Raw genomic sequence first — 24,105 nt, 5'->3', positions numbered from 1 at the left:
CATGGCCGACATGGGATTGCTCGCCGAGGTCCAGTCGCTGATACCGGCATTGCGCCGGTACGCCAGCGCGATGCTGCGTGACCGCGACGTGGCCGACGACCTGGTGCAGGATTGCCTGGAGCGCGTGATCGCCAGCTGGGACACGCGCCGCCGGGCCGAGGACACCCGTCAATGGGTGTTCGCCATCGCGCACAACCTGATCGTCAACCGGCTGCGCCAGGAGGCGCGCCGCGGCCTGCACATGGACATCGCCGATGTCGACGAGAGCGCGCTGGCGACCCCGGCGCCGCAGGAGCACCGGGTCACGCACGGCGAGCTGATGCGCGCGCTCGCTGCGCTGCCCGAGGACCAGCGCAGCGTGATCCTGTTGGTGTCAGTCGAAGATCTGAGTTATGCCGAGGCCGCGCGGACGCTGGGCATCCCGATCGGCACCGTCATGTCCAGGCTGGCGCGCGGCCGCGAGCGACTGCAGCGCGCGCTCGATGGCCAGGGCAGCCAGGCCGGCACGACTGCGGCACAGCCCGCGTTGCGGAGGATGAAGTAGATGAACGGCAACAAGCCCCAAGCACCGGCGCAGGTCGTCGAGGAAGACCTGCATGCCTTCGTGGACGATGCCCTCGAGCCGGCGCGCCGCCGCGAGGTGCAGGACTACCTGGACCGCACGCCCGAAGCCGCGGCCACCGTGGCCCGCTTCGCCGCGCAGCGCCAACTGCTGCGATCGGGCCTGGCCCACATCGCCGATGAGCCCATCCCCGATCGGCTGCGGCTGGATCGCATGGTCGCCGAGCACGACCGCCGCGGCCTGCGGGGCAGGTCGCCGCACTGGGCCTGGCAGATGGCGGCCTCCGTCCTGTTCGCGCTGGGCATCGGCGCCTTCGGCGGCTGGCAGGTCCATGGCGCGATGGATCCGTCGGGCTCGGGCGTCATTGCGCTGGCCGGCGAGGCGCGCACGAGCTTCACCGCCTATGCCGCCGAGCCGCTGCCCGAGGCCGGCCGGGCGGAACTGGCCAGCCTCGTGTCCAGCAAGCTCCGGCAGCCGGTCGCGATCCCGGATCTCAGCCAGTCCGGCTACCGCTATGCCGGCGGCAGGCTCGTGGCCACCGGCCATGGTCCGGCGGGCCTGTTCTTCTACGACCGCGCGGACGGCACGCGCATGGCCGTGATGGTCCGGCCGATGAACGCGGACCGCGAGGCGCCGATGATGGAGCAGTCCTCCGGCGAGGTCGGCGGCTTCACCTGGGCCCAGCGCGGGCTCGGCTACAGCGTCGTGGGCACCGAGGCCCCGGCCCTGCTGCATCCGGTGGCCAACGAGGTGCGGCGGCAGGCGAGGGCGGGCTCCAGCACTTAGCATGCGCTTGAATTCCGCCTCCGCTTTTCATAGGAAGTACCGTGCAATCTTCAAGTTTCCGCGGCCTGTTGTCCGCCGCTGCCCTGCTGGTCGCCGCTCATGCCGGCACCGCGTCCGCCTCTCCGAGCTACGGCGTTGAACTGCAAGGCTTTGACTACCCTCATCCGGTCGCACGCTTCGCGTTCCAGTCGCAGCGGCAAACCCTCGAGATGGCGTACATGGACGTCGCGCCGCAGGGGCAGGCCAACGGGCGTGTCGCGGTTCCGATGCACGGCAAGAATTTCTGCGGTGCCACCTGGGAGTCGACCATCTCCGCACTGTCGGGCGCCGGCTACCGGGTGGTGGTGCCTGACCAGATCGGCTTCTGTGCCTCCACCAAGCCGGCGCACTACCAGTACACCTTCCAGCAATTGGCTGCGAACACACAAGCGCTGCTGCATCAATTGGGCGTCAAGCGGGCGACGTTCATCGCGCACTCGACCGGCGGCATGATCGCGACTCGCCTCGCCTTGATGTATCCGGAGGCCGTGGAGCAGTTGGTGCTCGTCAACCCGATCGGCCTGGAGGACTGGAAGACCCTGGGCGTCCCATCCCGCAGCGTCGACGACTGGTACGCGCGCGAGTTGAAGCTGTCCGCGGACAGCGTTCGGAAGTACGAGTCCAGCACTTATTACGTCAACAAATGGAAGCCGGAGTACGAGCGCTGGGTGACGATGCTCAGCGGCCTCAACAGCGGCCCCGGGCACGAGCTCGTTGCGTGGAACTCGGCCCTGATCTACGACATGATCATGACCCAGCCGGTCGTGTACGAGTTCCCGCTGCTGAAGATGCCGACCGTCCTGATGATCGGCACGAGCGACACCACGGCCATTGGCAGCGACATCGCACCGCCCGATGTCAAGGCGCGCATCGGCCGCTACGACCTTCTGGGCAAGAGCGTCGTCAAGACGATTCCGCAGGGTCGCCTCATCGAGTTCCCGGGTCTGGGACACGCGCCTCAAATTCAGGAACCCGAGCGCTTCAACAGCGCGCTCCTCGAGGCGATGGCGGCGCTCGCTCGGGCTTAATCATTCTTAACGCCCGCCGAGGGGATGCGCCCCGGCGTTTGTCGTCAGAATCTCTCGCGGTTTCACCGGCATCAGGCTGCAATTTCGAGGGGGGCGCATGCGGAAGAGTTTGGCAAGGGCGGGGCGCATCGGCGCGGTCTTCTTGATGGTCGGCCTGCAGGCCGGGCTTTCCGCTTTCGCAGCGCCATTGGATGCAGACATCCAGCGCCGGGTGCGCGAGGCCACCTTCGAGGTGGTCGTGCCCAAGCCGGCGAAGGAGACGGTCACCTACGACAAGGCCTGGCAGGACCTGATCCCCTACCAGCTGCGCTCCGACAAGTACCTGTCCATCGGCACGGCCTTCGCCATCGGTCCGGGGCGTTACGTCACCGCGATGCACGTGCTGTCCGCCGCCTTCGGGGACAGCCAGCGCGAGCCGATGCTGCGCGATGCGGCGGGGAACATTTATCCGATCGACAAGATCGTCAAGGGCTCGGCCGACCAGGACTTCGTCATGTTCACGCTGGCGAAGGCGCCCGGGCATTCGGCCGTGCTCGACGTGCAGGAGAAACCGGAGCTCAACGAGACCGTCTACGCCGTGGGCAACGCGCTGGGCGAGGGCATCGTGATGCGCGAGGGGAACTACACCTCCGACACGCCGGAGGAGGAAAGCGGCCGCTGGAAGTGGCAGCGCTTCTCCGCACCGATCTCGGGCGGCAACAGCGGCGGCCCGCTGGTGGACGCCAAGGGGCAGGTGATCGGCGTCGTGCGGGCGATGCGCACCTCCGAGAACACGCTCAATTTCGCCGTGCCGATCGAGCTGGTCACGAAGGCGCCGGAGAATGTCGTGACGGTGGACTCGCGGTCCATCACCGGCTTCCTCGTCTTCGACGCGACCAAGGCCTCGCGGGTCAAGGCCGACATTCCGCTGCCCAAGAGCTTCGCCGATTTCTCCGCGGCCTATGCGAAGCTGTCGGACGACTTCAGTGCCGGCCAGCTGCGCGAACTGATGGCCGAGAACGCGAGCGACACCTTCCCGCGCGGCAAGAGCAGCGAGCGCCTGCTGCACGGCCTCTACGAGCGCAGCGCGCCGGGTGTCGTCGTGAAGGGCGGCAATGGCCTCTGGGCGATTCCCTCGCTGAACTTCACCCGGCTCGACCTGGGGCACGACGGCTGGCAGGACGCGGCCAGCTTCAAGGGCATCTCGATCTTCCACCGCCACAAGCCGGACGACGTCCAGGCCGCCGCCTGGTACGCGGACCCGCAACTGGCCCGGGAGCTGGTGCTGAAGTCCTCGCCACCCACCATCCACGTGGGCGGCGAGAACGCCAAGATCCTCTCGATGGGCAAGCCCGAGGAGGACACGCGCTTCACCGATATCTGGGGCCGGGTCTGGCAGATCCGCATCTGGCATCCGACGACGGCCTTCTCCAGCGAATGGCTGGCCGAGTTCGACCTGCCCGTGCCCGACGGCACCGTCGGCTTCGACACGCGGTTGATGCCCATCGCCCGCGCCAGCCAACTGGAGCGCCTGAAGCTGCTGACCGGCTTCATCGCCGCGTCCTACGAAGGCAAGCTGTCGCAGTGGGACCAGTTCCTCAAGCAGGAGGCCCTGCTGCCCAGGCAGCTCAAGCCGGCCATGCTGCGCGTCGACTACGGCCGCAGCCTCGCTTTCGACGATCGCCGCCTGGCCTTCAGCTTCGGCCCCGACCTGCAGAAGATCGAACGCGACCTGCACCTGCGCCTGGACTTCGCCTTCATTCCCACCGAAGCCGATGCCGCCCTGCTCGACATCGCCGGCGTGTCCACCTTCAACAGCGACGACAAGACGGAGACCGGCATCTTCCGCCACAGCACGCCCGCGGCAAGCGCGAACGAGTCCGTCCGCAAGGAGTGGCAGAAGCGGCTGCACCACGAGCATCCCTACGACGCCGTCGCATCGCTGGTGAACGGCAAGCAGGCGATCAGCGCGATCTACGGCAGCGCCGATGCCGAGCCGGCGCCCGAGGTGCTCTACACCTTCCAGTACCGTGCCGAGAGCACGACCTCCCAGGACGCCATGAAGGCCAAGCTCGACCTGCTGATGCGCGACGCGAAGGTCGGCGAACGCTGATCAGCCGCCAGCCGAGGCCTGCAGCACCGCCTTGGCGGCGGTGCAGGCATTGGCCAGCTGCTCCCGGATCAGCAGCGCGGCGCTGGGGCCGTCGCGGGCCGTGAGTGCGTCTCGGATGCGCACGCTCTGTTCGTAGGAAGCGCGCATGCGTCCGCTGCTGGACATGGCGATGCGCCGCAGGCGGCGCACCGGTCCGAGCAGGCTGTCGTGCGTGTGCTGCAGCACGGCGTTGTCGGCCAGGCGCATCACGATGGCATAGAAGCCGTCGAGTTCTTCCGTGTAGCCGACCGGATCGGCGGACTCGACGCAGCGATGCATCGCCTCCAGCGCCTCGTCGAGCTGCGCCTTTCCGACGGCGGTGAGCTGGCGCGCGGCCAGTTCGATGGCGAGGCTCTCCAGCGCTGAGCGGACCGTGTAGATCTCGTCGACGTCTCGCGGCGTCACCTGGCGAACGAACACCCCCGTTCTCGCCACCACCGTGACCAGGCCCTCGCGCTCGAGCTGCAGGAAGGCTTCGCGAACCGGTGTCCGGCTGACGCCCAGCTGGCGCGTGAGGGCGACCTCGATCAGCCGCGTGCCGGGCTTGAGGATGTTGCTGACGATGGCCTCCCGAAGGGTCGGCACGACGACCAGGTCGCTGAGTGCATCCGCGCTGGCCGCCTCATGCCGCGGCGTCGCGTGGTAGCGCGAGGCGATCTCGGCAAGCTGCTGTGCGGTGTTGGCGTCGTCGGTTTCGATCACAGGGTTTTCCATTAAATGCAAAGCGTCGAGCGCGTATTGTGGACACAGTATTCCCTGTATACACTGAACTCAATTCGATAGATGGCGCCCATTATGCAAACGATCAACACCACCCGCGGCGTTCACATCTCGCACGCCGACGATGTCCTGACCTTCACCTTGGACTCGCCGGAGAACGGCAATGAAGTGAGCGGCGCCATGATGGATGCGATGCTGGCGACGCTCGGCGAGCTTGCTCACCGGCCGACCAGCCGCGTCCTGCGCCTTCGGGCGAACGGCCCGGTGTTCTGCACCGGGCGCGAGCGGGCCGGGCGCGATGCTGCGGCGATCCATGCTGAAGTCGCCCGGCTGCTCGCCTTGAAGCAGGCGCTGCGCACGACCCGGCTGATCACGGTGGCGGAAGTGCAGGGCGATGCGTTCGGCTTCGGCATGGGGCTGGCGATGCTGTGCGACTTCACGCTCGTGGCCAGCACGGCCCGGCTTGCCTTCCCGGAAATGCGCAAGGGCCTGCCGCCGGCGGCCATCATGGCCTACCTCGGCAACTACGGACTGCCCAAGGCGGTGTTCCCGTTGGTGCTGCTGGCGCGCGAATTCACGCCGGCACGCGCTCTGGCCGCGGGCCTGGTCACCGAGGTCTGCGCACCGCAGGTCCTGGCATCCAGCGCGGCCGCACTGGTCGACAGCATCCTGGCGCTGGACGCCGTCGGGGTGCGCGACTGCAAGTCCTTCTTTCTCGAGGCCAGCGAGGCCAGCGTCGCGCAGAACTTCCTGCGCGCCAACGATGCACTGACCCTCAGCACCTTGAGATTGCAATCCGGGTCCTGAGGCGAGAACCCGCACCGCATCGAACGGCCGGCGAGCGACCGGCGCCAAAAGTCAACGAGGAGACAAGCATGAACATCAATACCGGGGCCAGGCTCGACCGCCTGCCGATGTCCCGATTCCATCGCCGGATCATGTGGCTGATCGGCATCGGCATGTTCTTCGACGGGTTCGACATCTACATCGCGTCGACCGTGCTCGGCGCGACCCTGCAGTCCGGCTTCTCGACGCTGGGCCAGAACGCGCTCTTCGTGTCCATCACCTTCCTCGGCATGATGCTGGGCTCGCTGGGCACGGGCTTCCTCGGCGACCGCTACGGCCGGCGTTTCAGCTACCAGGCGAACCTGGCCGTCTTCGGCGTCGCGTCGATCGCCTCGGCCTTCGCGCCCAATATGAGCTTCCTCATCGTCTGCCGCTTCTTCATGGGCCTGGGTCTCGGTGCGGAGAACGTGGTCGGCTATTCGACCCTGGCCGAGTTCGTGCCGCCGAAGGCCCGGGGCCGCCAGCAAGGGCTGATGGCGGCCTATGTGGTGACGGGGCTGCCGGTGAGCGCGCTGATCGGCCTGCTGCTGGTGCCCAGCCTGGGCTGGCGCGTGATGTACGTGATCGGCGGCCTGGGCGCGCTGGGCGTCTGGTACGCGCGCAAGTCGCTGCCCGAGTCGCCGCGCTGGCTGGAATCCGTCGGCCGCAATGCCGAGGCCGAATCGCTCATCAGGAAGATCGAAGCCGAGGTCGAGTCCGAGCATGGGCCCTTGCCCGCGCCGCAAAACACACGCGTGCAGGCCGCGTCGCGGGAGCTCGGCTCGCTGCTGACCCGGCCGCTCTTCACGCGGATGGTCGTCGGTTCCATCGTGCTGATCGTCATCAACACGCTGCTGTACGGCTTCGTCACTTGGCTGCCGACCTTCTTCGTCAAGGAGGGCATGACCATCGCCAAGTCCTTCGCCTTCTCGCTGGTGATGTCCCTCGGCGCGCCGATCGGAGCGATGCTGGGTGCCTTCACGGCCGACAAGGTGGGCCGCAAGCCGATGATCATCGGCGCCTCCGCCGCTGCGGCACTGTGTGGCGCCATCTATCCCTTCGTGTCCGACCCGATCCTGCTGCCGATCGTCGGGCTGATGCTGGTGATCCCGATCTACGTGCTGGTCGCGCTGCTGTTCGGCATGTACGTGCCGGAGCTGTTCCCCACCGAGATTCGCCTGCGGGCTTCCGGCATCTGCAATACCTTCGGACGCGGCGCGACGATCGGCTCGCCCTTTCTGGTGGTCTCGCTGTTCGGCAACTACGGCGTGATGGGCGTGCTGGCGCTGATGATCACCTTGCTGATCGTGCAGATCTTCGTCGTGGCGCTGCTGGGCATCGAGTCGAGCCGCCGCGGGCTGGAGTCGCTGGTGGAGCCCGGCGAGGGCGACGCCAGCCATCCATCGGCGATGCCGTTGAGCAAGGCGCGGCACTGAATTTTCCCGGCCGGCGCTGTGTCGGCTCCATCGAGTGAGAGCGTATCCATGACTGAAGCAGTTCAAAGTTCCTACGACGCGAAGCTGTTCATCGGCGGCGAGTTCGTCGCGTCGAGCACGGGCCAGACGATGCCCGTCGTCGATCCGTCCAGCGGACGTGAAATCGGCCGCCTCGAAGCGGCGGGCGAGGCGGATGTGGACCAGGCGGTCCGCGTCGCGCATGCGGCGTTCGAGAGCGGCGTCTGGCGCGACCTGCCGGTGCAGCAGCGCGCCCGTATCCTCAACAAGTTCGCCGACCTGTTCGAGGCCGACATCGAAGCGTTCTTCCGCCTGGAGACGCTCAACAACGGCCGCCCCATCGGCGAGACGCGGGCGCAGATCTCCCGGCTGCCGCAGTTCTATCGCTACTTCGCGGCGCTCGCGCTGACGCGTCGAAGCGATGTGATCCCCATCGAGGGCGACTACCTCAGCTACACGCAGCGCGTGCCTCTCGGCGTCGCGGCGCTGATGACGTCGTTCAACCATCCGTTGATGATCCTGTCCAAGAGCCTTGCGCCGGCCCTGGCGACGGGCAACAGCGTGGTCATCAAGCCCTCGGAGCAGACGCCATTGACGACGGTCCGCCTTGTGGGCCTGCTCAAGCAGGCCGGCGTGCCGGACGGGGTCGTCAATGTCGTCAACGGCGAAGGCCGCGTGGCCGGCGCGGCCCTGGCTGCGCACCCGCTGATCAAGAAGATCGTGTTCACCGGCGGAACCGAGGTCGGCCGCAGCATCGGCGAGGCAGCGGCGCGGAGCTTCGCCAAATCGACGCTGGAGCTGGGCGGCAAGGGCGCGGTCATCGTGTTCGACGACATGGACCTCGAGCGCGCCGTCAACGGCGCGGCCTTCGCGGCCTTCATCGGTGCCGGCCAGACCTGCGTGTGCGGCGCGCGGATCCTGGCGCAGCGAAGCATGTATCCGCAGTTCCTCGAACGCTTCCGCGCCAAGATCCAGTCGATCCGCGTCGGTGACCCGTCCGATGCGCGCACCCAGCTCGGCCCGGTCATCTCGGCCCGCTCGCGGGATCGCATCCTCGCCATGCTCGATCGCGCGGTGAAGGACGGCGCCAAGCTGCTGGCCGGCGGCAGCGCCGCCAGCGGAGCGGGCGAGGGCTTCTACCTGCAGCCCACCGCCCTGTACGACGCCGACCCGTCCTCGGAGATCGCGCAGGAAGAGGTCTTCGGGCCGGTGACCGTGGTCATGCCCTTCGAAGACGAGGCAGAGGCGCTGCGCATTGCGAACGGCACACGGTTCGGATTGGCCGCATCGATCTGGACGCAAGACGTCGCACGCGCCCACCGCGTCGCATCCAAGCTGGTCTTCGGCATCGTGTGGATCAACGATCACCACCGCCTGGACCCGGCCTCACCCTGGGGCGGCTTCAAGCAGAGCGGCACCGGCCGCGAGACCGGCATCGAGTCCTTCGATCAGTTCACCGAACCCAGGTCGGTGACCCTCAACATGAGCGGCAAGACGATCGATTGGTATAACGACGACGGCACGGCGAAGCGGCTCAACTGAGCGCTTGAGGTCTGCGGACCTCGATTCAGGCGCTCAAGGCGCTTCAGGTGCTCAGGGCGTTCAGGCCGCCTGATACCGGCGGCGTCGCGCTTCGACGCCGGCCGCCAGCGCGAGCACCACCAGGGCCAGGGAGCCTGGCTCCGGCACGGTGGCATCGGCCAGGATGCCGTCGACCCGGACCGTCAGTGTGCCGCCGGTGAACACCGCCCCTTCGCTGAACGCCGGGTTCGCATTGGGGTAGTTGATGAAGCCGCCGAGGCTGAAGGTCGCCGCACCATCAAGCAGCGCGGCCAGCAAGGCGTCGTAGAGGCCGGCATCGGCGTCGGTGACGGCGACCGTAGGGGCGGCCGCGTTGACCGAGGCGATCGCCATGCGGCTGCTGCTGCCTTGCAGGAGAAAGCCCAGTTCCACGCCCGGGACGCCACCGCCGGAGGCGGTGGGGAACAGGGCAGGGTCGTTGTAGCTGCGGTCCGTGCTGGTAAAGCTCAGCGTCACGGCGCTGATTTGAGCGGCCGAGGTGAAGGGCCAGAGCGACGACCAGCCGGCCAGCGTGGCCTCCGCCGTCGTGAAGGTGCCGAAGGCCGCCACGGTGGGCAGGTCCAGCGACTGGGTCACCGTGACGGGCGAGGCTTGTGCCCACCCGGTCATGCCGATCGCCAGCATGCCGACGCAGACGTAACGGGCAGCAAGATGTCGGTCCATGCGATGACTCCTGGTTCGATTCACGACTGCATGGCAGTCTGCGAACCGGCAAGCTGCCCGTCAACATGAGCACCCGCGGCGCCTCATCAATAAGGCGGACTCATCGGCCATCTGTGTTCTAGCCCTAGGACCCGAACTGGATCCCTTCGTTGCCACGTGTTCGTCCTAAAGTAGATTCGACGATCAACGATTCCCGACGGAGGTAGCGATGGGTGGCGGCGGCAAGGGTGGAATGGGCGGAAAGGGATGCGAGCGGCGAGAGGTCCCGGGCGTCCGACGCTACGACGGCCCGGCCGGCGGTTGGGGCGCGCTGAAGGCCACCGCTAATGCGGTACGCCAGCAGATGGATGCGTTTGAAGTGCTCGAGGCGCCGATCGTGCTGATGCGCACCAACCAGCCCACCGGCTTCGACTGCCCCGGCTGCGCCTGGCCCGACAAGGAGCACAAGTCCACGTTCCAGTTCTGCGAGAACGGTGCCAAGGCCGTGACCTGGGAAGCGACCAGCAAGCGCGTCACCCGGGAGTTCTTTGCCCGTCATACGGTGACGGAACTGCTGCGGGACTTCAGCGACTACCAGTTGGAAGACTTCGGCCGGCTGACGGAGCCCATGGCCTACGACGCGGCGACGGACAAGTTCGTTCCGATTGCCTGGGAGGCCGCCTTCCAACGCATCGGCGAGGTGATGCGCGGCCTCGATTCGCCGGACCGTGCCGAGTTCTATACCTCGGGACGGGCGTCGAACGAGGCGGCCTACCTCTTCCAGCTCTACGCGCGCGAGTTCGGCACGAACAACTTTCCCGACTGCTCGAACATGTGCCACGAGGCGACCAGTGTGGGCCTGCCGCAGTCGATCGGCATCGGCAAGGGCACGGTCTCGCTGGCTGACTTCGAGGAGACCGAGCTCATCATCTCGATGGGCCACAACCCCGGCACGAACCACCCTCGCATGATGGGAACGCTGCACGAGGCCGCGCGCCGCAAGGTGCCGATCATCGTCTTCAATCCCTTGCGCGAACGGGCACTGGAGCGCTTCGCGGATCCGCAGGACATCGTCGAGATGGCGACGTTTCGCTCGACCAATATCGCGTCGACCTACTTCCAGGTGAAGGCGGGCGGAGACGCGGCGGCGCTCAAGGGCATCATGAAGGCGGTGCTGGCCCTGGAGGCCGAACAGGGCGATGTGCTCGACCACGCCTTCATTGCCGAGCACACGCAAGGCTTCGAGGCGCTCGCGGCTGATCTGGCCATGACAGCGTGGGGCGACATCGAACGCGAATGCGGCTTGAAGCGCGCGGACCTGGAACTGGTGGCTGCGGCCTACGCCAAGGCGAAGTCCACCATCGTCACCTACGGCATGGGCCTGACCCAGCACAACACCGGCACCTGGAACGTCCGCCTGATCGCCGACCTACTGCTGCTGCGCGGCAATATCGGCAAGCCCGGCGCCGGCATCTGCCCGCTGCGCGGCCATTCGAATGTCCAGGGCAACCGTACCGTCGGCATCTCCGAGAAGCCGAGCGAGGCCTTCCTCGACAGTCTGAAAGCCGAATTCGGCTTCGAGCCGCCGCGCCATCATGGCAACGACGCGGTCAAGACCATGCAGGCGATGGTGGCCGGTTACGCCAAGGTGCTGATCTGCCTGGGCGGCAACTTTGCGGTGGCCATGCCGGACCCCGAGCAAAGCTTCCCGGCGATGCGCAAGCTGGACCTCTCGGTTCACATGGGAACCAAGCTCAACCGCTCGCATCTGCTGGTCGGCCGGGAAAGCATCATCCTGCCGGTGATCGGCCGCACGGAGCTGGATCTGCAGGCCAGCGGCCCGCAGTCGATCACGGTGGAGGACTCGATGTCGATGGTCCACGCTTCGGCCGGCCGGCTGAGGCCCGCGTCGCAGCACCTGCGCTCCGAGCCGGCGATCGTGGCGGCCATGGCCGCGGCCACGCTGCCGCAGACGCGTGTGCCCTGGATGCAGCTGGTGGAGGACTACGACCGCATCCGAGCGCTGATCGAGCGCACCATCCCCGGCTTCAACGACTACAACGCGCGGATCCGTGTGCCCGGCGGCTTCCGCATGCCACTGCCGCCGACCGAGCGCCGCTGGCCGACGCCATCCGGCAAGGCGATCTTCTCGGTCTTCCCCGGCTTGCGGCAGAGCTACGTCGCCTGGGACGAGGGCGTGCTGTGCCTCGTCACGATCCGCAGCCACGATCAGTACAACACGACCATCTACGGCATGGATGACCGCTATCGTGGCGTCTTCGGCCGCCGGGACGTGCTGTTCATGAACCCCGTCGACATGGCCGAGCGTAGCCTGGAACATGGCGACCTCGTCCTCATCGAAACCAGTTCCGGCGGCCGCGCGCAGCGGCTCGACGGCATCACCGTCATCGAGTACGACATCGCGCCCGGCACGGTGGCGGCCTACTACCCGGAGGCCAACGTACTCGTGCCGCTGGACTACATCGACCAGGAGAGCGGGACGCCGTCGTACAAGTCGATCCCGGTGCGCATCGCTCGCTCCGATGGACCTTGATCTGGCGGAGCGGGTGTCCGCCAAGCAAGCGCCTCAAGCGCTGCCGACCACGCAGTTCCGCCCGCGCCGCTTGGCAAGATACAGCGCCTCGTCGGCGCGCAACAGCAGGTCGTCGACGAGGCGGTCGTCCGGCTTGAGCACGGTCACGCCGAAACTGGCGGTCACCTTGTGTATTGAATCGGGCGGTTGATCGGGCTTGCGCAGGGCGATGCCGCCGATCTGCTGGCGCAGCCGCTCCGCCAGACCCATGGCAGCCTCGTGGCTGGTCTGCGGCAGCAATACCGCGAACTCCTCGCCGCCGAGGCGCCCGATCACGTCCTGCGCACGCACCAGCTTGCTGCATTCCTGATGGACGGTGCGCAGGGCATCGTCACCCATGGCGTGACCGAGGCTGTCGTTGATCAGCTTGAAGTGGTCGATGTCGAGCATCAACAAGGCCATCGGCATGTCGTAGCGGCGGGACCGGGCGATCTCGGCGCTGGCATGTTCCAGGAAGCTGCGGCGGTTCGCCGCGCCGGTCAGCGAATCGGTGGTGGCCAGACGCTGCAGTTCCAGCTCCAGGGTCTTGCGCTCGGTGATGTCGACGATGGTGGTGAGGTCGGCCACCTCGTCGTTGTAGACCACGGGCACCATGGACAGCCGCACCCAGCGGTCGCTGCCGTCGGCGGCCACCAGGCAGACTTCCTCGCTGCTCAGCCGTTGCTGCGAGTGGTACTTGGAGAGAATGACCTCTCGCTCCTGCGGATTGCGGTAGAAGCCGCGCGCCGGCCGACCGACGATCTCGCTCAGCGGGCGGTTGACGGTGCGCGCCGCGGGCTCGTTGGCGTAGATCAGCACGCCGTCGCTGCGCCGGGTCAGCGTCATCGGCATCGGCGCGTTGTCCAGGATCGCGCGCAGCCGCTCTTCGGTCTTGCGCAACTCCAGCGTGCGTTGCTCGACGCGCCGTTCCAGGCTCGAAGTCAGCGCCTGCAACTCGGCCACCAGGCGCGCGTTGTCGACGGCGTTGACCACGTTGGCGCAGAGCAGTTCCAGGAATTCGACCCGTCCGCGCGTGAACACGCCGCTGGCCGAGTCGTTCTCCAGGTAGAGCGCACCGACGGTGCGGCCCTGCTTGACCAGGGCGACCGACAGGGCCGAGCGCGTGCCGCGTGCTCGGAAGTAGGGCTCGGCCGAAGCGTCGGCATCGCTGCGGGCATCGTCGATCAGCACCGTGGCGCCGGTGGCCAAGACCGGCCGCAGCACGCCCAAGGGCAGCAATTCGGCGGCGTCCTCCAGCGCGATGTGATCCAGCACCCGTGCCTCGGCGGGCAGCCTCGCATCCGCCTGCAGCCACCAGCGCGAGGACGGATCGGCCCCGTCGCCTTGGGCCGACCCGGCAAGCACGATGGCGGCCCGCTGCGCGCCGGCATTTTCGGCCACCACTTCGGTCAATCGCTGCAGCAGCTGCGGCAGCGCGGCCTCGCGGGTCACGGCCTGCATGGCCTTCATCAGGCTGCTGACGTCGGCCGCATCGCCGCGTTCCGATTGCAGGGGTCGCGGCTGCGCCAGGGGCAGGGCGGCAGCGGCGCCGACGGCACCCCACTGCAGCAAGTGCAGGCGCGCCTCGGCCAGTGCCTGCTGGCGTGCCGCCGATCCTTCGGGGAGCAGTTGCGCGCGGGTGCGCTGGGCGAGTGCGGCATCCAGAGGCGTGCCGGCGCTGGCGACGGCGCGTTCGCATTCAGGCAGGGACGCTTGGCCCTTGGCTGCCAGCAGTTCGGCGGACAGGATGTGGTACTTCGCGCTGAAGGTGCCTGGACCGGCGGCGTTCCAGCGGCCGAGCTTCTGCAAGGCCTCCTCGGCGTTCGCGACGGCGTGATCGGCGCCGATGCGCAGGCCGGCCATCGCGCCGATGAAAACGACGAGCGGCACGGCGTGCATGCCGCGCGCCGCAGCGAACAGGCCGGCTGCGGCCTGGGCCTCGCGCAGCGCCGGCTCGTGGCGCTCGGCCAGGAAGAACAGCAACGCGCGCCAGGCGTGGAGGAACATCAGACCGGTCTGGTCCTTGCGTTGCGCGTAGATGTCGGCCAGCTCGTCGCCGAAGACGTGTTCGGGCAGGTCGGGCGACTGAAGGGTGCGCACCGTGGCAAGCAGGGCGCTCTCGTAGTCGGCGGCAACCGGCTGGCGCATGCGGCGCAGGCCCAGCTCGTGCGCTTCCAGGCTGGCGGCCAGCGGCGCGAGCGGCTGGCCGGCCAGAAAGGCGTGGTAGTCGTGAACATACAGGCCCAGCCCGGCGTGGCGCAGATTGCCGAACTCCAGGCCGTTCTGGTGGGTGGCCATCAGGCCGGGCAGGCTCTGCGGCAGCGGATCGATCCAGTGGCTCAGGAAGGCGTTGAAGGAGAAGCTGGCGTGCGCGTAGACCTGCTGCCAACCGTGCGCCTGCACCAGATCCATGGACATGCGGCCCAGTCGGTAGGCCAAGGCGTAATCGCCCAGGAACTCGGCGCACATCAGGCCCATGACCGAGTAGCCGGACAGGGCGCCCGGCACGTGTCCGTGCCGCAGCATGAGCCGCACCTGGAATACGGTCAGCAGCGGCAGCAGGGTCGGCCGCGCGATGTAGGCGGCGGCCGTCATCTTGGCGCTGAGGGACATCAGCTGCAGGATGCGCGCGTCGTCCATCGGCGGCAGCTCGGTCAGCCTGTCGAAGCCCATGGCCACGATCTCGTCCCTGGCCGCCGCGATCAGCGTGACGACCTGCTGCGGCGTGCCGGCCTGCGGCAGCTCGGCATCCAGCATGGCCAGCACCTGCAGGCCCAGGTCCAGGGTCTCGGTCAGCTGGCCCTGCGCGTAGAAGGCCTCGATTCGCACTTCGAGCAATTGCGCCTGCTGCTCGCGGCCCGCCTGCATGTGCGTGCGCACCCGGGCGAGTCCCGTGTCCAGCAGGCTGTCCATCCGCTGGCCGCGGCCGGCCAGGTAGGCCATGCGGGCGGCATGCAGCGTCAGGCGCAGCAGCGCCTCAGGCTCGCTGGCCCAGTCGCTCTCGGCGCGCAGGGCCAGCGCGCGGTCGGCGTAGTCGGCGGCGAGATCGAAGGCCGCGGCATTCATCGCGCGCACCGAGGCCTGCTCGTTGGCAGCGGCCAGCTCGGCGCGCTCGGCCGGATCCGACACCAGGTCGCCGGCGGCGTTGAAGTGCTTCAGCACCTCGAAGGGCAGGTGAGGCGGCTCGTGCCGTGAGCGCAGCAGCCTGCCGATGCGCAGGTGCAGCTCGGCATGCTCGGCGGACGAGACCAGCCGGTAGGCCGCTTCCTGCACACGGTCATGGGCGAAGGCGTAACGCACTTCGCTGGTCGCCGTTTCGGCCTCGTCCAGCAGCGGCGCGTAGCGATAGAGCTGGCTGGCCGGCACGATCAGTTGGCCCTGCAGCGCAGGCATCAGCGCACCGGCTACGACTGGGGCTTGCCGGTTCAGCGCGGTCGCCAAGGTGGCGAGGTCGAAGTGGGCACCCAGGCAGGCGGCCACCGTCAGCGCGTGCCGGCACGCCGGCGTCAGCGCGCGCAACTGCTCGACCATCAGCGCCACGACGTTCTCGGCCATCTGCGCCTGGGCGATGCTGGCCAGCGACCATTGCCAGTGCTGGCTGCCCTGATCGAAGAAGACCAGGCCGCGCGCGACCAGGTCCTCCAGGAAGCGGCGCAGGAAGAAGGGATTGCCGGCCGTCTTTGCCTGGCACAGCGTGGCCAGTTCGGTCACGTCCTCCGGGCTGCGCTGGAGACTGTCGGCCAGCAACAGCGTGCTGCTGGCCAGGCTCAGCGGGCCCATTTGCAGCGCCAGGAAGCGCGGACCCAGCTCGCGGAATTCGAGCAGGTCCTGGCTGAATGGGTGTTCGGGAGGTACCTCGTTGTCTCGGTACGCAATGACGAACAAGGTGTGCTGAAGGCCCGCGTCGGTGACCCATTCACGCAGCAGCCGGCGCGAGGCGCGGTCGGCCCATTGCAGGTCGTCGAGGAACAGGGTCTGCGGCTGGCCCTCCGCCGCCAGCGCCGACAGGCACAGCCGCATGCTGCGCAGGAAGCGGTTCTCCGACTCGGCGGGTCCCAGCGCCAGCGGAGCCGGGGCCTCGGGCAGCAGCGCCTGGAATTCCGGTACGGCCTCCGCCACCACGGCCGCGTTGACGCCGAGCTGCCCGAGCAGGCGCTCGCGCCAGATCTGCTGGCGTTGCGGCGGTAGCGCCAGAATCTGCCGGGCGCGTTGGGCCAGGGTGCTCAGCAGTGCGCCATAGGGCCGGTCCTGACCGAACTGGTCGAACTTCGCTGCGGCGAAGCTGCCTCGCTGGGCCAGCAGGCTGCGGTGCGCGGCGGTGACCAGGGATGTCTTGCCGATGCCCGAGAAACCCGCCACCGCGACCAGCCGGCAGGGGCCCGTCGCGGCAGCCTCGAAGGCATCGGCCAGTTGGTCCAGCGGCGCTTCACGGCCATAGAGGCGGCCGCTGATCTGGAAGCGGCCCAACTGGTCGCCCAACCCGGGTTGGAAATCGCGCAGCTCCATGCCCGCGCGCAGCGTGTTGAGGCACAGGGTCAGGTCCTGCTCCAGCGTCTGGTGACTCTGGTAGCGGACTTCCGGATCCTTGTGCAGGCAGTGCCGGATGATGCTCGCCAGCGGCGCGAAGACGTCAGCGCGGCGTTGTGTGGCCAGCGGTGCAGGCAGGGCCAGGTGTGCGTGCACGGCCTGGGCCGCGTCGTTGAAGGCGAAAACCGGCTCGCCGGTGAGCGCCTCGAACAGCGTGGCGCCCAGGCTGTAGAAGTCGGCACGGTAGTCGACGTCGCGGCTCATGCGGCCCGTCTGCTCCGGCGCCAGCGTGGACAGCGAGCCCTCGACAACGTCGGCCCGAAGCAGCAGCGGGCGCTCGCTGGAAATCTCGGCGGCGAGGCCGAAGTCCGTCAGGCTCACCACAGTCAGGCCCTGCGGCGACACCAGGATGTTGCCGGGGTTCAGGTCTCGATGGATGACGCCCTGGGCGTGGATGACCCGCAGCGCGTCGACGAGGCGCAGGGCCAGCAGCACGGCGCTCTCGTTGTCCAGCACGCCCTCGTGCAGGCGGTCGCGGAGGCTCACGGCGTGAAGATCGGGCAGCACCATATAGGGCCTGCCAGCGTGGCTCTGCAACTGCAGCGGGCGCAGGATGTTTGGATGCTCGAAACGGCAAGCGATCTCGAACGCGTGCCGGAATCGACCAAGCTCCTGCACGCTGGGCACCGGCGGACGCAGGAACTTCAGCACCGCCGTGCGGCCCTGCTCGTCCGTGGCCCGGACGAGGTGGGAGCGCCGACTCAGGTGAAGGACGTCCGTGACCCTCCAAGCATCCACTGTTCCCCCAGGCCGGTAGCCAGGGTCGCTATCGACCGGAAAGCCCATCTACGCCCGTGATCCCAATGCAGTCTTGAATGCTCGCTAATGTAGTCGGCCTCGCTGGGAGGCTATGGGGCCCATCAAAACTGCGAACGGGTTTAAGCCAAATCTTCCGCCGAATGGAGCGCTGCCTCGTAGGGAGTTACCGCAAAGTAAGCATTCATCGCAGGTCGAATGAAGAAGACCCGGCACTTGCGTGACCGGGCCTGACGGAACGGGAAGTGTGGTTTCGGCTGACTTGGCCTTGCAGCTGAAGTGAGCTTTCCACGAGCGTTCCGACGACTTCAATGTCTCACGGAGCGCAGCCGGCAGGAACAGGAGAGGGCCGTCTCGCGCTGTAGGACGTTCGGCTGGTCGCGGGCACGGACGACTGCAGCGGCGATTCCAGGCTATGGCACATTGGCTGCCGCCGTCCCCGAGCCCAACTGCCGATGAATCCACCCTCCATGCCCGAGACCACGCTCGAAGGCCCTCGCGTTCGACTACGCCCCTTGGAAGTTTCCGACGCGGCCGCGCTCGTGGAGGCCGCCTCCGACGGCGAACTGTGGAAGCTGCCGTTCACCGTTGTTCCGTCCGAGGCGACGGTTGCCAGCTACATCGCGGCAGCGCTCGAGGGACGGCAGGCCGGGCATGTGATGCCGTTCGCCACGGAACTGGTCGAGTCCGGTCGCGTCATCGGCTCCACCCGCTTCTGGAAGATGGACCCGAGGAACCGCAAGCTGGAGATCGGCAGCACCTGGATTGCCGCGTCGTTCCAGAAGAGTTTCGTGAACACCGAGGCGAAGTACCTGATGCTTCGCCATGCGTTCGAGGAACTGAACTGCGTTCGGGTGCAGTTCACGACCGACGAGATCAACCTGCGCTCCCGCGCCGCCATCCTTCGGCTGGGTGCCCAGCAGGAAGGCATCGTCCGGCACGAGCGAATCATGCCGGACGGCCGCAAGCGCAACTCGGTGCGCTTCAGCATCATCGATGACGAGTGGCCGACCGTGCGGGAGCGCCTGGAGGCGCGACTGGCCGCGTAAGCCGGACCGTACTCACCACCACGGGCTGCCGTAGTAGTCGTAGACCTTCCGCCCGTAGTCGTCGGTGTAGTCGGGCTCCGTGTCTTCCCTGTACTTCGGTGCGGCGTTCAGCTTGTCCTTGTCCAGGTTCACCAGATAGCCGTCCTTGTCGGTGTCGTAGCGGAGCTGATCCCATGGCAGGGGGTAGCGATCGGTCCCCATGCCGAGGAAGCCGCCGAACTCCAGCGCGGCGTAGCGCACACGGCCCGATTGCTTGTCGATGACGAGGTCGTCGATCGAGCCGAGCTTGTCGCCCTGCAGGTTGTACACGGCGGTGCCCTCGACCTTCGAGGAGGAAATGGAAGAAGAAAAGTTGTTCATGACGTCTCCTGTGGATGTGCCGCACTGCGCGGCCCGTGCCGCGATGCAGGCAAGGCACGGACCCGCTCAGGCCAGGTCGCGCACCTTCGGCTCACGGGCCCAGTGGCGCGCCGTGCCGACGCTCATGAAGCCCTCGATCGGCACGACGCCTTCGCCGGGCTCCACGCCGGCCCGCGCGAGGATCAGCTTCGTGCCTTCGCAGTGGGCGATGGTCTTGCAGTGGGCATAGGCGTCCATGAACCACTGGACGCATGCGCCGTCCAGCGCCAGCCGCTTCGCCTGATCCGGCATCAGGATGCTGGCGACGGCGTCGAACATCACCGAGGGCGAGCCGGCCAACTGGCCGTCGGCCTTCAGCGTGCCGCCCTTCACCTTCAGCGGGCCGATCTTCGGGGCGACCAGCGCCACGTTGCCGCCGGCCGCCTCGATCTGTTGCCGCAGGCCCTCGATCGCCTTGCGGTCCGAGCCCTCGGCGAACAGGATCGCCACCTTGCGGCCCTGCAAGGTGGCCTTGGCGTTCTTCTGGATCGAGAGCTTCGCTGACGGCTTCATGTCCACCGGCTCGCGCGCCGCCTTGGCCTTGGGTGGCAGCGCGGCGCCCAGGCCCTTGGCCACGCGGGCGGCCAGGTCTTCATCGATATTGCGCAGCCGGGACAGCACGCGCGTGCGCACCGCATCCAGGCTCACCTTGGACAGCTCGAACACCAGCGCCGATGCGATGTGTGCCTGCTCGTTCGCCGTCTGCGAGCGGTAGAACAGCCGCGCCTGGCTGTAGTGGTCGGCGAACAGCGGGGCACGCACGCGCAGCTTCTGGTGGTCGCCGCTGCTGTGCTCGTCGTCGCCGCGGAAGGACGTGAAGCCGGTCTCCGGGCAGGCGCGCGGGCCGCCGTCCTCGCCGGCAGCGGCCAGGCTGTTCGGCTCGTAGTTGGCCCGGCCGGTGGGCACCAGCGTCTGCATCAGGCCGTCGCGCTGGAAGTTGTGGAAGGGGCACTTGGGTGCGTTGATCGGGATCTGGTGGAAGTTGGTCGTGCCCAGGCGCGACTTCTGCGTGTCCAGGTACGAGAACAGCCGGCCCTGCAGCAGCGGATCGTTGGAGAAGTCGATGCCCGGGATCACGTTGCTGGGCAGGAAGGCGACCTGCTCGGTCTCGGCGAAGAAGTTGGAGACGTTGCGGTTCAAGGTCAGCCGGCCGACGATCTGCAGGGGCAGGTCCTCCTCGGGGATCAGCTTCGTCGCATCGAGCACGTCGTAGGGCTGCTTCGCGGCGAAGGCCTCGTCGAACACCTGCACGCCCAGGTCCCATTGCGGGAACTGGCCGGCCGCTATCGCTTCGAACAGATCGCGGCGGTGGAAGTCCGGGTCGCCGCCGGCGATCTTGCAGGCCTCGTCCCAAGTGGTGGAGGCCATGCCCAAAAGCGGCCGCCAATGGAACTTGACGAAGCGGCTCTCGCCCTTCGCGTTGACGAAGCGGAAGGTGTGGACGCCGAAGCCCTCGATCATCCGCAGGCTGCGCGGGATCGCGCGGTCCGACATCGCCCACATGATCATGTGCATGCTCTCGGGCATCAGGCTCACGAAGTCCCAGAAGGTGTCGTGCGCCGAGGCGGCCTGCGGGAAGCCGCGGTCGGCCTCCATCTTGACGCTGTGGACGAGGTCGGGGAACTTCATCGCGTCCTGGATGAAGAAGACCGGAATGTTGTTGCCGACAAGGTCCCAGTTGCCCGTGTCGGTGTAGAGCTTGACCGCGAAACCGCGCACGTCGCGTGGCGTGTCCACCGAGCCGGCGCCGCCCGCCACGGTGGAGAAGCGCACGAACACCGGGCAGGTATTGCCTTTCTTCTGGAAGATCGAGGCGCTGGTCAGGCCGGGGATGGCTTTCGTGCACTCGAAAACGCCATGCGCGCCCGAGCCGCGTGCGTGGACGATGCGCTCGGGGATGCGCTCGTGATCGAAATGGAAGATCTTCTCGCGCAGCACGAAGTCTTCCAGCAAGGTCGGCCCACGCACGCCGGCGCGCAGCGAGTTCTGGTTGTCGGCGATGCGGTGGCCGAAGTTGTCGGTGAGATGGGCCACGCCGTCGCCTTCGCCGCTGCCATCGCGCTTGCCGCGATGCTCCACCTCCTGGTGCAGCTCGCCACCGTTGCCGATGCGCTCGCGTTGCGCCCCCCGGCCGGCGCCAGGCGCGTGATGGTGCAGGCCGTTCAAGGTGGCGGGCGCATCGGCGGCGGGCTTGCGGGTCTTGCTGGGCATGATCGTGTCTCCTTCGATAGCGGGCGATAGCCGACGCCATGGCAACTCGCATGCCTGTCCACGCTGCGAGCCGCCGGGTACGGCGCTTGCCGACAGCGGTCAGCGACCCCATTGAGAGGCCCCCATGCAGACCAGCGACCATCCCACCAGCTTCGGCGTGCACAAGCCCGTCGGCCATGTCGTGATCTCGTTTCCGAGCGCGGAGCAGGCCGAAGAGGCAAGGCGCGCATTGCTCGATTCAGGTCTCGATTCAGGCCTTGATCCCGACGGCATCCGCCCCTACACCGACCGCGAGATGCTCGCGCAGATCGACGAGGACATGGTGCGGGCGAGTTCCCTGGCCGCGATCGGTCAGGAACTCAACCTGATCAAGGCGCAGCGGGCGTTGGCCGAGCGCGGCTATCACTGGCTCGTCGTGAGGGCCCGCGACGACGCAGAGGCGGGCCGCATCGCCGACATCGCCAAGTCCTGTGGTGCCGAGCGCGCGCAGCAGTACGGCCGCTTCCTCATCACCGAACTGATCACGCATGCCAGCCATCTTGAGCAGGTGGCGGAATCGCCCGATCGCGGCCTGAACTCGCAGACACCCTCGGGCAATGAGGGCGAGCGCGCGCTGATACGGCCGCCGCGGACCTGAGGCCCTGTTGCGGGAGTACTGTCATGTCCAGACTCAACGACGAATGGAAGGTCGAGCCTCACGGCGCGATCGAGCAACTCGATGACGGCCTGTGGACCGTGGCGGGCGAGATCGCCATGCCGCTGGGCCACTTTCCGCGGCGCATGACCATCGTGCGTCTTGCGGACGGGCGTCTGGTCATCTGGAGCGCGATCCCGCTGCAGGAAAGCGCGATGCTGCAACTCGAGGACGAGGGGCCGATCGGCTACATCGTGGCGCCGGGCGTTTCGCACCGGCTCGACCTTCGGCCGTGGAAACAGCGCTACCCGAGCGCGCTGATCGTGTGTGCACCCGGCGCGCGCGAAGCCGTGAGTGAAGCCGTCGCCGTCGACGCGACCGAAGACCCCTTCGGCGATGCCGCGGTCTCCTTCCAGGCGGTGCCTGGCGTGGACGGCAAGGAGGCTGCGCTCCTCGTGCGGCGGAGTTCCGGCACGAGCTTGGTCATCAACGACCTGATTGCCAATGTGCGCCATCCGGAGGGGCTGGGCGCGAAGGTGATGGCGCGGCTGATGGGCTTCGGCGTCAAGGAGCCCGAGATGCCCTGGGTCGGTGAGAAGCTGTATGTCAAGGACAAGGAAGCGCTGGCGCTGGCCTTGCTGCAGTGGTCCACCGAGCCGGCTCTACGCCGCATCGTCGTGAGCCATGGCGACGTGATCGACAGCGAGCCGAACCGCGTGCTGGAGCGCATTGCCGACGAACTGAAGTGATGTCCTTCTGCCGTCCTTCTGTCAGTCCGCAGATCGTCATTTGGGTCGCGGACGCCGCAGCCTGGGCTGCACGGCAGTCAGCGTGCCTCTGCGCAGCGCCTCGACGGCGTGCGCCACGGCAAGCGCCACGTTGCGGGCTTCCTGCTGGACCGCCACGCCCCGGTCCAGCTCTTCGTGACTCGTCGCATAGGGCTCGTAGTAGCCGATGTAGCGATCGAGCAGCGCGGGCTGTCCGGCGTCGATCAGGCCCATCCATTCCAGCCAGTCACTGAGGTTGCGCCGCGCGCTCTCGATGCCGGCGACATCGCCGTGGACCATCAGCCCGTAAACGCGGCCGGCGAGATGCTGCGGATAGTCCCAGCCCGCCAGTTCCAGCGCCTTGGCTTCCTCGGCCTTCTTGCCATGGGTGGAGGTCGGGTCCGGATTGCCGCCATCGGCGCAGACCAGCCGGTCGATCATCAGCTTCAGTGGACTCGGTGCCTGGTACCAGTAGACCGGCGAGACGATGATGATCGCGTGGGCCGCCACCCAGCGGGGGTAGATCTCGTTCATCCAGTCCGTGGCCTGGCCCAGGCTGTGGTTGGGGTAGCAACTGCAGGGCCAGTGGCACAGCGGCATGGCCGTGGACACGCAGCCCTTGCAAGGGTGGATGGCGCGGCCGTACTCGGAGGTGGTCAGGCTCAAGTCCAGCGTGTCGATCTCGATGCCGCGCTGCTCAAGTTCATCCTTCATCCAGCCGGCAAGCCTGAAGGACTTGGAGATCTCGCCGGGGCAACTGCCGTCGTTGCGCGCGGAGCCGATGATCATCAATACCCGGGAGGGGGACGCAGGATCGGCCTGCGTGGATTGCGCTCGGGCAATCGCGTCCCGGGCCGCAAGCCAATCGACCGACAGCTCGTAGTCGGGGTCGGCGAAGCCCGCGCCGGCCCGACGGGTGGTGGGTGACTTGCGACCTTCCTGATAGGCCGACCAGGCGATCTCCTCCAGCCGGGCGATGGCATTGGCTTCCGCCTGGAACGCAGGGTCGCGGAACGCGGCGCGGTAGCGTTCTCCGAACTCGGCGCGAGAAAGCTTGGCGGGCGCCTGGCCCTTGCGTGCTTCCGTCATGGCGATGGAGCCAGTCGATGCATCTCGAACTGTGCAATCAGGTAGCCGATCGCACAGCAGCACCAATCAGCGACGCTGAGCCCCGCGAAGAGGTAGAAACCGACCAGGACGACCAGCAGGTGCAGCAGCAGCTTGGCCGCTTCGGCGACATGGAGCCGTCGCACGGATCGCCCGCCGCCGAACAGGCTGCCGAGGAAGATTCCGCCCATGACGGGAATCAGGAGGTTCAGGACGGGATGTGCGGCGACCATGGAAGGGACTGTGCGTCCGCGC

18 protein-coding genes are annotated in these 24,105 nt (G+C 67.6%); 11 read left to right on the top strand and 7 right to left on the bottom strand.

Annotated elements, in window-relative coordinates:
* Nucleotide 1: 1 nt before the first annotated feature.
* The 4 genes from SNE35_RS17640 (at nucleotide 2) to SNE35_RS17625 (ending at nucleotide 4,507) form a co-directional block, all read left to right on the top strand.
* The gene (locus SNE35_RS17640; RefSeq protein WP_320424242.1) at nucleotides 2-544 is read left to right on the top strand and encodes an RNA polymerase sigma factor; all 543 of its coding nucleotides are present in this window, start codon (nucleotides 2-4) and stop codon (nucleotides 542-544) included.
* Entirely contained in the window at nucleotides 545-1,348 is an 804-nt protein-coding gene (locus SNE35_RS17635) for an anti-sigma factor family protein (RefSeq protein WP_320424241.1), read from the top strand. It begins immediately after the preceding gene.
* Nucleotides 1,349-1,416: 68 nt separating this feature from the next.
* The gene (locus SNE35_RS17630; protein ID WP_320424240.1) at nucleotides 1,417-2,415 is read left to right on the top strand and encodes an alpha/beta fold hydrolase; all 999 of its coding nucleotides are present in this window, start codon (nucleotides 1,417-1,419) and stop codon (nucleotides 2,413-2,415) included.
* Nucleotides 2,416-2,512: 97 nt separating this feature from the next.
* The gene (locus tag SNE35_RS17625; protein WP_320424239.1) at nucleotides 2,513-4,507 is read left to right on the top strand and encodes a S1 family peptidase; all 1,995 of its coding nucleotides are present in this window, start codon (nucleotides 2,513-2,515) and stop codon (nucleotides 4,505-4,507) included.
* Here SNE35_RS17625 and SNE35_RS17620 read toward each other — a convergent pair whose 3' ends face one another.
* Nucleotides 4,508-5,248, bottom strand: coding sequence for a GntR family transcriptional regulator (locus tag SNE35_RS17620; protein WP_320424238.1), 741 nt, complete (start codon nucleotides 5,246-5,248; stop codon nucleotides 4,508-4,510). It lies immediately after the preceding gene.
* A 93-nt stretch (nucleotides 5,249-5,341) separates the two neighbouring features.
* Here SNE35_RS17620 and SNE35_RS17615 point away from each other — a divergent pair, with 93 nt between their 5' ends.
* The 3 genes from SNE35_RS17615 (at nucleotide 5,342) to SNE35_RS17605 (ending at nucleotide 9,087) form a co-directional block, all read left to right on the top strand.
* Nucleotides 5,342-6,073 (top strand): enoyl-CoA hydratase/isomerase family protein, encoded by a 732-nt coding sequence (locus tag SNE35_RS17615; protein WP_320424237.1) that lies wholly within the window; start codon nucleotides 5,342-5,344, stop codon nucleotides 6,071-6,073.
* 68 nt (nucleotides 6,074-6,141) lie between these two features.
* The gene (locus tag SNE35_RS17610) at nucleotides 6,142-7,527 is read left to right on the top strand and encodes an MFS transporter (RefSeq protein WP_320424236.1); all 1,386 of its coding nucleotides are present in this window, start codon (nucleotides 6,142-6,144) and stop codon (nucleotides 7,525-7,527) included.
* A 48-nt stretch (nucleotides 7,528-7,575) separates the two neighbouring features.
* The gene (locus tag SNE35_RS17605; protein ID WP_320424235.1) at nucleotides 7,576-9,087 is read left to right on the top strand and encodes an aldehyde dehydrogenase; all 1,512 of its coding nucleotides are present in this window, start codon (nucleotides 7,576-7,578) and stop codon (nucleotides 9,085-9,087) included.
* A 60-nt stretch (nucleotides 9,088-9,147) separates the two neighbouring features.
* Here SNE35_RS17605 and SNE35_RS17600 read toward each other — a convergent pair whose 3' ends face one another.
* The gene (locus SNE35_RS17600; protein ID WP_320424234.1) at nucleotides 9,148-9,789 is read right to left on the bottom strand and encodes a PEP-CTERM sorting domain-containing protein; all 642 of its coding nucleotides are present in this window, start codon (nucleotides 9,787-9,789) and stop codon (nucleotides 9,148-9,150) included.
* 232 nt (nucleotides 9,790-10,021) lie between these two features.
* Between SNE35_RS17600 and SNE35_RS17595 the strand changes: the two genes are divergently transcribed.
* Nucleotides 10,022-12,322 (top strand): FdhF/YdeP family oxidoreductase, encoded by a 2,301-nt coding sequence (locus tag SNE35_RS17595; protein WP_320424233.1) that lies wholly within the window; start codon nucleotides 10,022-10,024, stop codon nucleotides 12,320-12,322.
* Between the two features lie 33 nt (nucleotides 12,323-12,355).
* Here SNE35_RS17595 and SNE35_RS17590 read toward each other — a convergent pair whose 3' ends face one another.
* Nucleotides 12,356-17,713: a diguanylate cyclase gene (locus tag SNE35_RS17590; RefSeq protein WP_320424232.1), complete on the bottom strand. Its 5,358-nt coding sequence runs from the start codon at nucleotides 17,711-17,713 to the stop codon at nucleotides 12,356-12,358.
* A gap of 440 nt (nucleotides 17,714-18,153) precedes the next feature.
* Here SNE35_RS17590 and SNE35_RS17585 point away from each other — a divergent pair, with 440 nt between their 5' ends.
* A complete protein-coding gene (locus SNE35_RS17585; RefSeq protein WP_320424231.1) occupies nucleotides 18,154-18,732 on the top strand; it encodes a GNAT family N-acetyltransferase in 579 nt (192 codons plus the stop codon).
* A gap of 12 nt (nucleotides 18,733-18,744) precedes the next feature.
* Here SNE35_RS17585 and SNE35_RS17580 read toward each other — a convergent pair whose 3' ends face one another.
* Together SNE35_RS17580 and SNE35_RS17575 are read right to left on the bottom strand one after the other, a co-directional pair.
* On the bottom strand, nucleotides 18,745-19,092 hold the full coding sequence (locus SNE35_RS17580; RefSeq protein ID WP_320424230.1) for a PRC-barrel domain-containing protein: 348 nt from the start codon (nucleotides 19,090-19,092) through the stop codon (nucleotides 18,745-18,747).
* Nucleotides 19,093-19,158: 66 nt separating this feature from the next.
* Complete coding sequence (locus SNE35_RS17575; RefSeq protein WP_320424229.1) at nucleotides 19,159-21,342, bottom strand: catalase; 2,184 nt, start codon at nucleotides 21,340-21,342, stop codon at nucleotides 19,159-19,161.
* Nucleotides 21,343-21,466: 124 nt separating this feature from the next.
* On the opposite strand from SNE35_RS17575, the gene SNE35_RS17570 reads away from it, so the two are divergent.
* Together SNE35_RS17570 and SNE35_RS17565 are read left to right on the top strand one after the other, a co-directional pair.
* The gene (locus tag SNE35_RS17570; protein WP_320424227.1) at nucleotides 21,467-21,979 is read left to right on the top strand and encodes a hypothetical protein; all 513 of its coding nucleotides are present in this window, start codon (nucleotides 21,467-21,469) and stop codon (nucleotides 21,977-21,979) included.
* 23 nt (nucleotides 21,980-22,002) lie between these two features.
* Nucleotides 22,003-22,725 (top strand): DUF4336 domain-containing protein, encoded by a 723-nt coding sequence (locus SNE35_RS17565; RefSeq protein WP_320424226.1) that lies wholly within the window; start codon nucleotides 22,003-22,005, stop codon nucleotides 22,723-22,725.
* Nucleotides 22,726-22,761: 36 nt separating this feature from the next.
* On the opposite strand, the gene SNE35_RS17560 is transcribed toward SNE35_RS17565, so the two are convergent.
* Both SNE35_RS17560 and SNE35_RS17555 read right to left on the bottom strand, forming a co-directional pair.
* Entirely contained in the window at nucleotides 22,762-23,832 is a 1,071-nt protein-coding gene (locus SNE35_RS17560; protein ID WP_320424225.1) for a flavodoxin family protein, read from the bottom strand.
* Nucleotides 23,829-24,083: a hypothetical protein gene (locus tag SNE35_RS17555; RefSeq protein WP_320424224.1), complete on the bottom strand. Its 255-nt coding sequence runs from the start codon at nucleotides 24,081-24,083 to the stop codon at nucleotides 23,829-23,831. The genes SNE35_RS17560 and SNE35_RS17555 overlap by 4 nt, the downstream gene beginning before the upstream one ends.
* Between the last annotated feature and the right edge of the window lie 22 nt (nucleotides 24,084-24,105).

The organism is Roseateles agri, from assembly GCF_034043675.1.
In the GTDB taxonomy this organism is placed as follows: Bacteria; Pseudomonadota; Gammaproteobacteria; order Burkholderiales; family Burkholderiaceae_C; genus KK5.
Note: the sequence above shows the minus strand (reverse complement) of the source record. Positions and strands in the feature narration are given on the sequence as shown.